General features: G+C 66.5%; 13 protein-coding genes. 10 read left to right on the top strand and 3 right to left on the bottom strand.

Annotation, left to right across the window (positions count from 1 at the left end; translation table 11 throughout):
• Positions 1 to 187: 187 nt before the first annotated feature.
• Positions 188 to 592, bottom strand: a complete 405-nt coding sequence (locus tag M3I56_RS28035) for an SRPBCC domain-containing protein (protein ID WP_254356731.1) — start codon at positions 590 to 592, stop codon at positions 188 to 190.
• A complete protein-coding gene (locus M3I56_RS28040; RefSeq protein ID WP_254356732.1) occupies positions 589 to 903 on the bottom strand; it encodes a metalloregulator ArsR/SmtB family transcription factor in 315 nt (104 codons plus the stop codon). The genes M3I56_RS28035 and M3I56_RS28040 overlap by 4 nt, the downstream gene beginning before the upstream one ends.
• Positions 904 to 1,073: 170 nt before the next feature.
• Between M3I56_RS28040 and M3I56_RS28045 the strand changes: the two genes are divergently transcribed.
• The 3 genes from M3I56_RS28045 to M3I56_RS28055 all read left to right on the top strand — a co-directional run bounded on the left by M3I56_RS28045 (position 1,074) and on the right by M3I56_RS28055 (position 4,007).
• Complete coding sequence (locus M3I56_RS28045; protein ID WP_375541804.1) at positions 1,074 to 1,799, top strand: helix-turn-helix transcriptional regulator; 726 nt, start codon at positions 1,074 to 1,076, stop codon at positions 1,797 to 1,799.
• 65 nt (positions 1,800 to 1,864) lie between these two features.
• The gene (locus M3I56_RS28050) at positions 1,865 to 2,674 is read left to right on the top strand and encodes a siderophore-interacting protein (RefSeq protein ID WP_254356733.1); all 810 of its coding nucleotides are present in this window, start codon (positions 1,865 to 1,867) and stop codon (positions 2,672 to 2,674) included.
• Between the two features lie 61 nt (positions 2,675 to 2,735).
• Positions 2,736 to 4,007, top strand: coding sequence for an MFS transporter (locus M3I56_RS28055; RefSeq protein WP_254356734.1), 1,272 nt, complete (start codon positions 2,736 to 2,738; stop codon positions 4,005 to 4,007).
• 195 nt (positions 4,008 to 4,202) lie between these two features.
• Here M3I56_RS28055 and M3I56_RS28060 read toward each other — a convergent pair whose 3' ends face one another.
• Positions 4,203 to 5,360 carry a porin gene (locus M3I56_RS28060; RefSeq protein ID WP_254356735.1) on the bottom strand — a complete coding sequence of 386 codons (1,158 nt, stop codon included), beginning with the start codon at positions 5,358 to 5,360 and terminating at the stop codon, positions 4,203 to 4,205.
• A 219-nt stretch (positions 5,361 to 5,579) separates the two neighbouring features.
• On the opposite strand from M3I56_RS28060, the gene M3I56_RS28065 reads away from it, so the two are divergent.
• The 7 genes from M3I56_RS28065 to M3I56_RS28095 all read left to right on the top strand — a co-directional run bounded on the left by M3I56_RS28065 (position 5,580) and on the right by M3I56_RS28095 (position 12,915).
• Positions 5,580 to 5,855 (top strand): hypothetical protein, encoded by a 276-nt coding sequence (locus M3I56_RS28065; RefSeq protein ID WP_254356736.1) that lies wholly within the window; start codon positions 5,580 to 5,582, stop codon positions 5,853 to 5,855.
• Between the two features lie 100 nt (positions 5,856 to 5,955).
• Positions 5,956 to 7,362, top strand: coding sequence for an ATP-dependent RNA helicase DbpA (gene dbpA, locus M3I56_RS28070; RefSeq protein WP_254356737.1), 1,407 nt, complete (start codon positions 5,956 to 5,958; stop codon positions 7,360 to 7,362).
• Positions 7,363 to 7,457: 95 nt separating this feature from the next.
• A complete protein-coding gene (locus M3I56_RS28075; RefSeq protein WP_028206114.1) occupies positions 7,458 to 8,108 on the top strand; it encodes a DsbA family oxidoreductase in 651 nt (216 codons plus the stop codon).
• A 162-nt stretch (positions 8,109 to 8,270) separates the two neighbouring features.
• A complete protein-coding gene (locus M3I56_RS28080; RefSeq protein ID WP_254356738.1) occupies positions 8,271 to 8,981 on the top strand; it encodes a DUF3348 domain-containing protein in 711 nt (236 codons plus the stop codon).
• A 22-nt stretch (positions 8,982 to 9,003) separates the two neighbouring features.
• On the top strand, positions 9,004 to 11,622 hold the full coding sequence (locus tag M3I56_RS28085; RefSeq protein WP_254356739.1) for a DUF802 domain-containing protein: 2,619 nt from the start codon (positions 9,004 to 9,006) through the stop codon (positions 11,620 to 11,622).
• Complete coding sequence (locus tag M3I56_RS28090; RefSeq protein ID WP_028206117.1) at positions 11,619 to 12,266, top strand: OmpA family protein; 648 nt, start codon at positions 11,619 to 11,621, stop codon at positions 12,264 to 12,266. Before M3I56_RS28085 ends, M3I56_RS28090 begins: the two co-directional genes overlap by 4 nt.
• Positions 12,256 to 12,915: a DUF2894 domain-containing protein gene (locus M3I56_RS28095; RefSeq protein WP_254356740.1), complete on the top strand. Its 660-nt coding sequence runs from the start codon at positions 12,256 to 12,258 to the stop codon at positions 12,913 to 12,915. The genes M3I56_RS28090 and M3I56_RS28095 overlap by 11 nt, the downstream gene beginning before the upstream one ends.
• The last annotated feature ends 3 nt before the right edge of the window (positions 12,916 to 12,918 follow it).

The raw sequence follows: 12,918 nt of genomic DNA on the forward strand, positions 1-12,918 counted from the left end.
ACAGGCGAATGCTGTCATTTGCACTTCGGCTCCGCGCCACGCTGAACGTCCGCCCGGGGTCGACTACGATCGGACCCATCAGGCGGTATCCGATGGGGCCGATCAAGCAGTTTTACAGAACTGCCAGGTAATACGCAGCGCCAGTAACGGGCGTTGCGCTAGAGGCAAGCACTCGTGCCATCGCACCTCATACGCCCAGCAGGTCCTGAAGCCGCTGAATGACGTCCGGCCATCCCTTGCCCATACCCTGAAAGGCTGCCTTGCCGAGCGGCGAATCGAGATCGAAGCCCTTGTGCTCGAGTGACAGGCGGGTACCGCTTCCTTCGGCTGCGAGCCGCCAGGTGATCGTCGTGTTCAACGTGCCGGGTGCGAACGAACAGGACAGCAGCCGTTCATGCTCGACGGTGACGACCTCACAGGTCTGCAGGCCCCACGGCCCCATATCCAACGTGAAGCGATGCCCGACGACCGCGCGCACGTCGCCAGCCGCCCACCATCTGGCGTGAATGGCAGGGTCGGTCAGGGCAGTCCAGACCCTGGCCGGCGAGTGCGGAATGAAGCGAGTGAGCTGGATGAGTCCGGGTTCTGTCATTGCGTGTCCTTGTCGAGTATTTCAGTGAGTGCATCCAGGCGCTGCGCCCAATACTGCTCGAACGGATGCAACCACTCCGCGAGCTCCCTCAGCCTGCCTGCGTTCAATCCATAAAGGCGCTGACGTCCACGCGCCTGTTCCGTGACCAGGCCCGCAAGGCGCAAAACCTGCAAATGCTCGGAAACCGCCGGACGGTTCACGGCGAACGCGGACGCGATCTCCCCGGCTGCACGCGGGCCACCGCGCAGCATTTCGAGGATGCGTCTGCGCGTCGGGTTCGCAATCGCTCCAAAGACATCGGTCGTGGTCATTCGCAGAAAATACGTCGGAAATATCCGACGCGTCAATCGCCTGAAACCGCTCGTCCTCGTCCCAACAGACCCTATCGTGCGCTCACACCCCAAATATTCTCTTTGACAAACACTCTTACGATATATATCTTAAGACATGTTTTAAGACACTCACCAGACAAGGAGGCCCTATGCGCCACCATCCGCACTTTGGTCACACGGGCCGTCACGGCCACTCCGCGCGCGATCCGCGCGACTTCCTCGGCGGCCGCCACCCGGCCATGCAGGCGCTGCACGCGCTGCGCCACGCCATGGGCCGCCATCGCGGCGGCGAAGGTCCCGGCGACTTTGGCGATCGATTCGGCGAAGGTTTCGGCCGCGGTTTCGGCGACGGCGACGGTTTTGGCCGTGGCCGCAAGTTCACGTCCGAAGACCTGCAACTCATGCTGCTCGTGCTGCTCGCCGAGCGCCCGAGCCACGGCTACGAACTCATCAAGGCGCTCGACGCGCGTTCGAACGGCTTCTACAGCCCGAGCCCCGGCATGGTCTATCCGGCCCTCACGTACCTGGAAGAACTGGGCTATGTGAGCGTGACGCTCGAAGGCAACCGCAAGCGCTACGAGCTCTCGCCCGAAGGCCGCGCGTACCTCGAGACCAACCGCGAACGCGCGGACCTGATCCTCGCGAAACTCACGCACTTCGGCCGCAAGATGGAAGTCATGCGCCGCGCCATGGCCGGCGAAGATCCGGCCGAAGGCAGCGCCTGGGTGCGCGAGCTGATCGAGGCGCGCCGCGCGCTCAAGCGCGCGCTCCTGCGCCGCACCGACGCCGCGCCGGAGGAGCAGCGCCGCATCGCCGCGATTCTTGCGCGCGCCACCCAGGAAATCGAAAACGGCAGCGACGACAGCGAGGTTTGACAACCCGCTTCCACGCGCCACGCGGCGGCCCGTGCCGCGCCACCCCAACATCATCGGAGCCATACATGCAGAACCCGTCCCAACTCGAAGTCGTCCGTGTGCGTCACCCGCTGAAATTCCGACTGTTGCGTGTGGCGCGCGTCACGGCGCTCTCGCCCTCGCTCGTCCGCGTCACGCTCACGGGTGATCTGGGCGACTTCGTCTCGGCGTCGTTCGACGATCACATCAAGGTGTTCTTTCCCGCCGCCGGTGAGGAAAAGCCAGTACTGCCAACTTTCGGTCCAGACGGCGTCGTGTTCTCCGAAGGCGTCGTGCGCCCCGCCGCGCGCGATTACACGCCGCGCCGCTTCGATACGCAAGCGAACGAGCTCGATCTGGAATTCGCGCTGCACGAAGCCGGCCCGGCCACGGCATGGGCGGCACAGGCGCAGCCCGGCCAGTATCTCGGCGTAGGCGGCCCGCGAGGCTCCATGGTGATTCCCACGGGCTTCGACTGGCATCTGCTGATCGGCGACGAAACGGCGCTGCCCGCCATTCAGCGGCGCCTCACGGAGCTGCCGGCCGGCGCGCGCGTGGCCGTGGTCGTGGAAGTGGCGAATCGCGCAGCCCGCATCGCGTTGCCCACCGAAGCCGATCTTTACGCCACGTGGTGCTATCGCGACGAAAGCGAATCGGAGCAGCCGCTCGTAGACGGCGTGTCCGAAGTATGGCTGCCGCCGGGCGAAGGCTACGTCTGGGCCGCCGGCGAAGCCTCGGCGATCCGCGCGGTGCGCGCGCATTTGTGCAACGAGCGCGGCGTCGACAAGAAGCGCATTCGCGCTTCCGCCTACTGGCGGCGAGGCGCGCAGGCGGCCCACGAAACGATCGACGACTGATCGATCTCGCTGGCGCGGCAACACTGCCGCGCCTTTTTACTTTCAGGCTCCAAGCCCATACATGACCCCTTCTCTCACACCGCTGCGCGAACGCACCCTGCTCTGGCTGCTGGCGCTCACGCAGTTCACCGTCATCATGGATTTCATGGTGATGATGCCGCTCGGCCCGCAGATCATGCACGCGTTCGCGATCACGCCCGCGGCGTTCGCGACGGCCGTTTCCGCGTATTCGCTCTGCTCGGGTCTATCAGGACTCCTTGCTGCGACGTATATCGACCGTTTCGATCGCCGCCGCCTGCTGCAAGTGGCCTACGCACTGTTCGCGCTCTCCAATCTCGCCTGCGCGCTAGCCACGAACTTTCATCTCCTGCTCGCCGCGCGTGCGTTCGCGGGCCTCACCGGCGGCGTGCTGGGCTCGATCGTGATGGCGATCGTGAGCGACGTGATTCCCGCCGCGCGGCGCGGCGCGGCCACGGGCGTCATCATGACTGCGTTCTCCATCGCCGCCATCGCGGGCGTGCCGGCCGGCGTGCTGCTCGGCGCGCACTACGGCTGGAGCGCGCCGTTCCTGCTGCTCGTCGCGCTCTCCGTGGCGATCTGGCTCGCGGGCTCGCGCGTCGTGCCCCCGCTCACCGGGCATCTCGGCCAGCGCACGCCGCTCGCGCAAGTGCTGCCAACCCTTTGGCGACTGCTCACGCTGCCGCGCCACCTGAAGGCCTTTGCGCTCACCTTCACGATGATGGCCGGTCACATGCTCGTGATCCCATTTATCGCGCCGATGCTCGTCGGCAATCACGGCATCGCGCCGCAGCAGCTCTCCTGGCTCTATATGGCGGGCGGCGCGGCGACGTTCATGACCTCGCACGCGGTGGGCCGTCTCGCGGACCGCTATGGCAAGCGCCGCATCTTCCGCGTGATGGCGCTCGTTTCGCTCGTGCCGGTGCTGTTCGTCACACATCTGCCCGCGTTGCCTTTCCTCGCGCTCGTGGCGTTCTTCGCTCTGTTCATGATCTCGATGTCGGGCCGCATGGTGCCGATGCAGGCATTGCTCACGACGATTCCCGAGCCCGCGCGGCGCGGCGCGTTCCTGAGCGCCAACAGCGCGGTGCAGGCGCTCGGCACGGGCATCGGCGCGTGGCTGGGCGGCCAGTGGCTTACGAATGGCGCGAACGGCGCGATCATCGGCTTCGGGCAGAACGGCTGGATCGCCGCGGCGCTCACGTGCGTGGCGGTGCTATGGGTTTCGCGGGTGCGGGGGGCGTCGGAAGACGTGTCGAGTGACGTGGCCGCGCCTGCGGGCACAGCGCCTACGACTGCGGCTACGCAATCCTGAGCCGCAAAAGAAAAACCGGTTCGCAGGCCTGGCGCGCCTCATGAGCGTGCCACGCACCGCGAACCGGTCGTGCTTCAGGTAGAAAGCGGATGAAACCGCGGGCCTCGTGTAGCTTGCCCGCGTGCAGCGCGGGACCCGACCGGCCGATCGGGTGCTCGCGCGGCGTCGCTCCACGAGGGAGCGAGCCATTGATGCTTAGAAGCGGTGACGCAGACCCACCGTTGCGGCGACCTGGTTCTGCGAGGTCGACGGCGACAGCGTGTTGATCATCGCAACGTTCGCGCCGGCGTCGCCGAGTTCGCCCGAAGCGTGCTGGTACACGGCGCCGGCGTAGACATCGGTGCGCTTCGAGAGCGAGTAGTCAGCCGTCAGCGAGACGGTGTGCCACTTCGGATCGCCCGAACCGTTCGAACCCGTGACCTTGCCGTCCGTGAACGTGTACGACGCGTTCAGGGCGAGAGCCGGCGTGAGCGCGTAGGCGCCGTTCAGCTCGAAGTTGTCCATGTGCAGGTTCGTGCCCGACGGGATCGAGAACGTGTTGCCGCCCTGGCCGCCAGCGATCAGGTTTTCGTACTGCGTGTGCGTCCACACGAAGCCGACCGTTGCCGGGCCGTAGTTGTAGTTCACGCCTGCGCCGAAGGTGCGCTGCGTTTGTGCCGACAGATTGAAGTTATTGCCGTTCGATGCCGAATTCGCGCCGTTGCTGTTCGTGTTCGTCGGCGAGTTGTTCATCTGCAAGTAGGCAGCCGCGAAGTTCAGCGGGCCGTTGCCGTACGATGCGCCAGCGCTCCATGCGCGGTTGTTCGCGAACTGGCCAGCGTCGTTGCTGAAGCCGTACATGCCGCCGAACTTGAAGCCCTGGTAGTTGACGCTCTGGTACTTGACCGCGTTCTTGATCGAGAACGAGTGGTCGAGGTTGTCGTTGTCGAACGGGTGAGCGGCGAGGTTGTTGCCGTAGCCCGAGCCCGTTTCCGAAAGCGGGCCGAGGTAGTCGACCATCGAGTCATACTGGCGGCCGAGCGTCAACGTACCGAAGCGGTCGCTCTGCAGACCGACGAACGCCTGGCGGTTGAACATCGTGCCGCTCTCGGTGTCCTTGCCGTTGTTCAGGTTGAAGCCGTTTTCCAACGTGAAGATCGCATGCAGACCGCTGCCCAGGTCTTCGCTGCCCTTCAGGCCGAAGTACGTGTCGCCAACGGTGCCGCTACCCTGGTTCCATGCGGCGTGGCCGCCTGCATTGTTCGCGTAGACGATACCCGCATCCAGTGCGCCGTAGAGAGTAACGCTGCTTTGTGCGTGAGCGGAGGCTGCGAATGCGCCGAGGACGCCCGCGATAATCAAAGTATTCTTCATGACTTTCCTTATGACATTCAGACCGCACTGACGCGGCTCCGGGTATTGGAGCCACACCGGCAATCCCGGGCGAAGTCTACGTGTCAAAGGCTTTAAATCGCCTTGGCAATTGCTGTAACAGTTATTTGCTGAATCTGGAAATATCAGAATAATAATCCGTAAGTCCTTGTCTTCAATGGGAAATATGGAGTAATACATCGATCGGCCCGAATAGGCCGTGTGGCAAACACGCGACGCCCGGATCAGCGCGGCAATTCGATTATTGTGGAAAGTGGATTAATTGCGGGCGATTTGCAGCGATTAAAATTTTCGCGACCGGTGAAACTTTATGACCATGATCATAGTCTTGTCGCGCGCGTGCATTATTTCTCTATGCGACGATTATTATTGCGTGAAATCGCGATTATCAAACGAATGATTTTCGGCCTCCTCCGTGGCGCTCGACATCGCCCCTCGCGCGGCACGCGCGCAGGCGCGGGTGCGCGCATCCGTTAAAATCCCGGAACGCACGCGCACTGCGCGCGCACCACCCGCATCGACGCCACTTCTACCGAACGGCCGCGTCGCCCTCACCCGTCCGGCGCGAGACCCCGTCATGACAAACAAAGCCACTCCTACGCACGCCCAGCCCTTCAGCGAGCTGCCGCTCGCGCCCGCCATGCTCGCCAACCTCACGCGCCTCGGCTACGTCGACATGACGCCGATCCAGGCCGCGAGCCTGCCCATCGCTTTCGCGGGCCACGACCTGATCGCCCAGGCCAAGACCGGCAGCGGCAAAACAGCGGCCTTCTCGCTCGCGCTGCTCTCGCGTCTCGACCCGCGTCGTCAGGACGTGCAGGCCATGATCCTCTGCCCCACGCGCGAGCTGGCCGACCAGGTCACGCAGGAAATTCGCCGTCTCGCGCGCGCGGAAGAGAACATCAAGGTGCTGACGCTGTGCGGCGGCACGCCCATGCGGCCGCAGGCGGCGAGCCTCGAACACGGCGCGCATATCGTCGTGGGCACGCCGGGCCGCATCATGGACCATCTGGAGCGCGGCAACCTCGCGCTCGGCGCGCTCAATACGCTCGTGCTCGACGAAGCCGACCGCATGCTCGACATGGGCTTTTTCGACGACATTGCCACCGTGGTGCGCCAATGCCCCAAGGAGCGCCAGACGCTGCTCTTTTCGGCGACCTATCCCGAAGGCATTACGAAGCTGAGCCAGCAATTCCTGCGCAATCCGAAGGAAGTCAAGCTCGAAGAGCATCACGACGACAGCAAGATCCGCCAGCGCTTCTATGAAGTGACGGAAGACGAGCGCCTGCACGCCGTGGGCATGCTGCTCAACCACTACCGTCCCGTGAGCACGCTCGCGTTCTGCAACACCAAGCAGCAATGCCGCGACCTGCTCGACGTGCTGCGCGCGCAGGGCTTTCACGCGCTTGCGCTGCACGGCGAGCTCGACCAGCGCGAGCGCGACCAGGTGCTGATCCAGTTCGCCAACCGCAGCTGCTCGGTGCTCGTGGCGACCGACGTGGCCGCGCGCGGCCTCGACATCGCGCAGCTCGAAGCCGTGATCAACGTGGACGTCACGCCCGACCCGGAGGTGTACGTGCACCGCATCGGCCGCACGGGCCGCGCCGACCAGGACGGCTGGGCGCTCAGCCTCGCGAGCATGGACGAGATGGGCCGGGTGGGCGGCATCGAGCAGGCGCTCAAGCGCGAAGTCGAATGGAGCCCCCTCGCGGAACTCAAGTCCGCCAGCAACGCGCCGCTGTTGCCGCCGATGGAAACGCTGCAAATCCTGGGCGGCCGCAAGGAAAAGATCCGCCCCGGCGACGTGCTGGGCGCGCTCACCGGCGAAGCCGGCTTCAGCGGCGCACAGATCGGCAAGATCAGCGTGACCGATTTTTCGACCTACGTGGCCGTGGAGCGCAGCATCGCGCGCGACGCGCTGCGCAAGCTCAATGCGGGCAAGGTCAAGGGCAAGAAGGTCAAGGCCCGCATGATGGACGAATGAACTGACGAATCATCCACGCCGGGTGCGCACGCGACTTGCGCGCCCGCGCTGCACCGCGCCTCAGTTACCCCGCGTTCAACCGGATCAGGAAAGCCATGAAACAACCGCTCAGAATCGATTTCGTCTCCGACATCGCGTGCCCGTGGTGCGCAATCGGCCTCTCGTCGCTGAACCTCGCGCTCGAACGGCTGCGCGACACCGTCGATGCGCAGATCGTCGTGCACCCCTTCGAACTGAATCCGCAGATGGGCCCGGGCGGCGAATCCGTGGTCGAGTATCTCAGCAAGAAGTACGGCCGCACGCCCGAGCAGATCGCCGAAACGCAGGCCATGATCCGCGAGCGCGGCGCGAGCGTCGGTTTCGCGTTCGGGCCGCGCGAGCACATCTACAACACCTTCGACGCACATCGTCTGCTGCACTGGGCCGGCATCGAGGGCAAGCAGTTGCCGCTCAAGCTGGCGCTGCTGCGTGCGTATCACGGTGAGGGCAAGGACACGAGCGACCACGCGGTGCTCGTCGCGGCGGCGCAGTCCGTGGGGCTCGACGCGGATAAAGCGCGTGCAGTCCTGGAAAGTGGCCAGTATGCCGACGAAGTGCGCGCCGAAGAGCACGAATACCAGTCGGCCGGTGTCCAGTCGGTCCCAGCGATCATCTTCAACCAGCAGTATCTGGTCAGCGGCGGCCAGCCCGTCGAAACCTTCGAGCAGGCGATCCAGCAAATCCTGGCCGAGAGCGCCAAGGCCTGAACGGCTCAGGCATCTGAAGCCCCCGCGCGGCGCGGCCTCGCGCCCGCGAATACTCCGCTTTCACGGGCCGCCGCGCCGTCGTTCAGGCGCCCGGCAGACGGCCGATGCCGGCCGCCCCCTCGCGGGCGTGTAAACTAGCGGGTTTTTTGCCCAGGTGGAAAAGTGCTAGCCCCGCAACGCCTCGCGTTGAGCGGCCCGACGCTCGTTCGCTTACTTGCCCGCTTCGGCGATGCCGAAGTGCCCGAATCCCGGCAATCGATCTCGGACCATCTGAGCCAGTGGCTCGGCTGGACGGACGCCATCGCGCTTTCAACGGCGCTGAGCGTGCAGACGCCGGGCGGCGAGCCAGCCACGCGCGTGGGCGCCAGTTCCGAACAAAGCCAGAGCGAGCGCGTGCGCGCGGCGCTGAGAAAGGCCATTGCGGGCGAAGGCGGGCCTGCGCGGCGCGACGGACGACGCACGCAGGCCGCCAGCCAGCCAGCCGATGTGGAACCCGATTTCGCGGATTTCCGCCAGCGCTACGTCGCCCTGCAGCAGGCGATGGAGACCGACATCGCCACGCTGCGCGCCCGTCTGCGTGCCGCGCTGGCCGCCCGTGCGCCTGCGCTCGCGCGCCTCGCGACGGTGGACGCCGTGATGGAGCAGGCGCTAGGCGCGCGCGAGCGCAGCCTGCTCGCCGGCGTGCCCGCGCTGCTCGGGGCGCATTTCGAGCGGCAGCGCGCAGCGGCCGCGGCGCAGTCCGCCGGAGAAAGCGCCGCGCCTCACGCCTGGCTCGCCGGCTTTCGCAAAGATATGCAGAGCGTGTTGCTCGCCGAACTTGAGATTCGGTTTCAACCGGTGGAGGGGCTGCTTGCTGCCCTTCGCACCAGCTAACCCAAACGCTATGTCCCGCGCTATGTCCCGATTTCGCATTGAATCTGTTGTCTTCGTCGTGGGTCTCGCCGCCGTGTGCTGGATCGGCGCCGGCTACGCGGTCACGAACCCGCTTGCGAGCGCCGTCACGCTGCTAATCGGCGCGTGCTATGTCACAGGCGCGTGGGAGCTGTATCGCTTCCAGCAGGCCACGACCACGCTCGCCCAGGCCGTCGCGCAACTGAACACGCCGCCCGCGCGCCTGGCCGACTGGCTCGACACGCTGCATCCGGGCCTGCGCAATGCCGTGCGCGCGCGCATCGAAGGCGAGCGTGTGGCCCTGCCGGGCCCGGCACTCGCGCCCTACCTCACGGGCCTGCTCGTGCTGCTCGGCATGCTCGGCACGCTGCTCGGCATGGTCGTCACGCTCAAGGGCACGGGCGCGGCGCTGGAAAGCGCCACCGACCTCGATGCCATCCGCGCCTCGCTCGCCGCGCCGGTGAACGGCCTCGGCTTCGCGTTCGGCACTTCGATCGCGGGTGTGGCCACCTCCGCGATGCTCGGCCTGCTCTCCGCGCTTTGCCGCCGTGAACGCATCGAAGCCGCGCAGCAGCTCGACGCGAAGATCGCGACGACGCTGCGCGCCTTCTCGCCGGTTCATCAGCGCGAAGCCTCGTTCAAGCTGCTGCAGCGCCAGGCCGACGCCATGCCCGCGCTGGTCGACAAGCTTGGCGCGCTGATGACGTTGATCGAACGCCAGGGCGCCGCGCAGCACGAACAGCAGATCGCGACCCAACAGACCTTTGCCGCGAACGCCGAAGCCGCCTGGAGCCGCCTCGCGGCTTCCGTGGGCCAGTCGCTCAAGTCGAGCGCCGCCGAAAGCGCACGCGCCGCGGGCGCGGCGCTGCAGCCCGTCGTCGAAGCGACCATGGCGGGCCTCGCGCGCGAATCGGCGTCGATGCAGGGCGCGCTCACGCAGGCGGTGCAGCAACAGCTCGAAGGGCTCTCGCGCGGCTTCGAGGCCTCGACGGCAAACGTCGCCGAGATCTGGAACCGCGCGCTCGCGCAGCACCGCCAGACCAACGAGGCGCTTGCCGCCGACCTGGGCGGGGCGCTGGAGCGCTTCAACGCAAGCTTCGAGCAACGTGCCTCGGGCCTGCTCGATGGCGTGTCGACGCGCTTCGAGAGCGCATCGGGAACGATGTCGCACGCGTGGCAGGCCGCGTTCGAACAGCAAGCACGTGCCGGCGAAAAGCTCGCCGCAGACAACCAGCAAGCGCTCGCCACGGCGGCGGCGACGTTCGAGCAGCACTCGGCGTCGCTGCTGCGCGCGGTCGATGCATCCCACGCGGAGCTGCAGACGAAGCTCGGCGCGCGCGACGAAGCGCGGCTCGCAAGCTGGGCCGATGCGCTCGCGGCGATGGCCGCCACCTTGCGCACGGAATGGGAAGCGACCAGCGCGGTTTCGGCCCAACGTCAGCAGGAAATCTGCGCGACGCTCGCGCAGACCGCGAACGATATCGCCGCGCAGTCGCAGCAGCACGCGAGCAAGACGATCGCCGAGATCGATCGCCTCGTCGATGCCGCTTCGGAAGCGCCGAAGGCCGCAGCAAACCTGCACGCGGAAATCTCCGCGCGCGACGAGCAACGCATCGAAACATGGACCGCATCGCTCGCGACGATGGCCGCCGGGCTGCGTCAAGAGTGGGAAGCAACGAGCGCTCACACGGCGCAACGTCAGCAGGTAATCTGCGCGACGCTCACGCAAACCGCGAACGATATCGCTGCGCAGTCGCAACAGCACGCCAGCAAGACGATTGCCGAGATCGATCGTCTGGTCGAAGCGGCCGCCGAGGCTCCAAAGGCCGCAGCAAACCTGCACGCGGAAATCTCTTCGCGCGACGAGCAACGCCTCGAAGCATGGAGCGCGTCGCTTGCCACGATGTCGGCGGCCTTGCGCGAGGAATGGGAAGCCACGAGCGCGGCCACCGCGCAGCGCCAGCAGGAAATCTGCGCAACGCTCGCCCAAACCGCCAACGACATCACCACGCAGTCGCAGGCGCACAACGCCAGCACGATCGCCGAAATCGGCAGCCTCGTGCAGGCCGCGTCGGTCGCACCGCAGGCAGCAGCCGAAGTCATCGCCGAACTGCGCCAGAAACTGTCGGACAGCATGGTCCGCGACACCGCGATGCTCGACGAGCGCAACCGCCTGCTCGCCACGCTCGAAACACTGCTCGACGCCGTGAACCGCGCCTCCACCGACCAGCGCTCGGCGATCGACGCGCTCGTCTCCACATCGTCGGAGTTGCTTACGCGCGTGGGCGGCCAGTTCAGCGCGAACGTCGAAGCCGGGAGCGGCAAGCTCGGCGCGATCGCCGCGCAGGTGAGCGGCAGCGCCGTGGAAGTGGCGAGCCTCGGCGACGCGTTCGGCGCGGCCGTGCTCGTGTTTGGCGAATCGAACGACAAGCTCGTGGCGCATCTGGAGCGCATCGAGGCCGCGCTCGACAAGTCGCTTGCGCGCAGCGACGACCAGCTCGCCTACTACGTGGCCCAGGCGCGTGAGGTCATCGACCTGAGCATGCTGTCGCAGAAGCAGATCGTCGAGAACCTGCAGCAGCTCGCGAACCAGCGCGCCACCGCCGGAGCGGACGCGGCATGAACGACGAAATCGACGGCGGCGCGGCCCCCGCTGCGCCGGTCTGGCCCGCATTCGCCGACCTGATGTCGGTGCTGCTGGGCGCGTTCCTGCTGATCCTCGTGGGCGTGGTCGGCATGCAGCTCGAACTGTCGAGCCGGCTCGCGAACGAGGTGAAGCAGCGCAAGGCGGAAACCGAGCGCCGCAAGACGCTCGAAGAGGCGCTCGCGGGCCCGCTCGCGGCGGGCCGCGTGACGCTCGTGAATGGACGCATCGGCATTAGCGGCAGCGTGCTGTTCGCGCTGAACTCGGACCAGTTGACGCCGCAAGGCCGCGATCTGCTCAAGAGCCTCGCCGGGCCGCTCACGGCGTATCTGAAGAGCCGCGACGAAATCCTGATGGTGAGCGGATTCGCCGACGACCAGCAGGTGCACGCAGGCAACCGCCGCTTCGCCGACAACTGGGAGCTTTCGGCCGAACGCGCGCTGACGGTCACGCGCTCGTTCATCGACGCCGGCGTTCCCGCGTCGTCGGTGTTCGCGGCGGCGTTCGGCTCCGAGCAGCCGGTGAGCGCCAACACGGACGAGGCCGGCCGCGCGAAGAACCGCCGCGTGGAGATCGCGCCGGTGCCGCGGCCGACCGTCGGCGAGGGCAAGCATGGTCAATGATGCGGGCCCGCGGTTCTCGCAAGCAGCCGCACCAGCCGCCTCGCCTGACGCCCGCGCCCTGCTCGACGCCTGGCGCGCCCGCGGCGCGGACCAGCTCGACCCGGTGCGCTTTCACTTCATCGAGGCGCTGGAACGCCGCGCCGCCGCACACGCAGGCGAAGCGCGCCGGCTCATCGACGCGCGACTCGCACAACTGCTCGACGCCTTCGCCGACGACCTCGCGCGCGAGACATCGAACATCACGCACGGGCTCGGCGACGAGACGGCGAGAAGCGAACTGGGCCGCCTCGTCGATTCGCTAGCGCGGCCGGAACCGGCACAACCGGCGACGCGCGTGCGGCACGAGCCAGACCCGGAGCTGGTCGAATACTTCCGGCAAACGTGGTCGCGCGTGCGCTCCGAAAAGCAGCTGCGGCAGTCATTGGACCAGGTGCCCAGAAACGCGGGGCCGCTCAATTCGAGCAGCCTCGTGCATCGCGCGCTCTCGCTCATGCGCGAAGTGTCGCCGGGGTATCTGCAGCAATTTCTCGCCTATGCCGATGCGCTTTCGTGGCTCGAGCAGTTGAATGCGAGTGTGGGGGTTGCGGCGCCGGTGAGGGAGGCGCCGCGGGCAACGTCAGCGAAGAAAGGGGCGCGCAAGGGGCGTTAGCGC

Source organism: Paraburkholderia sp. CNPSo 3281 (assembly GCF_024206515.1).
Taxonomy (GTDB): domain Bacteria; phylum Pseudomonadota; class Gammaproteobacteria; order Burkholderiales; family Burkholderiaceae; genus Paraburkholderia; species Paraburkholderia nodosa.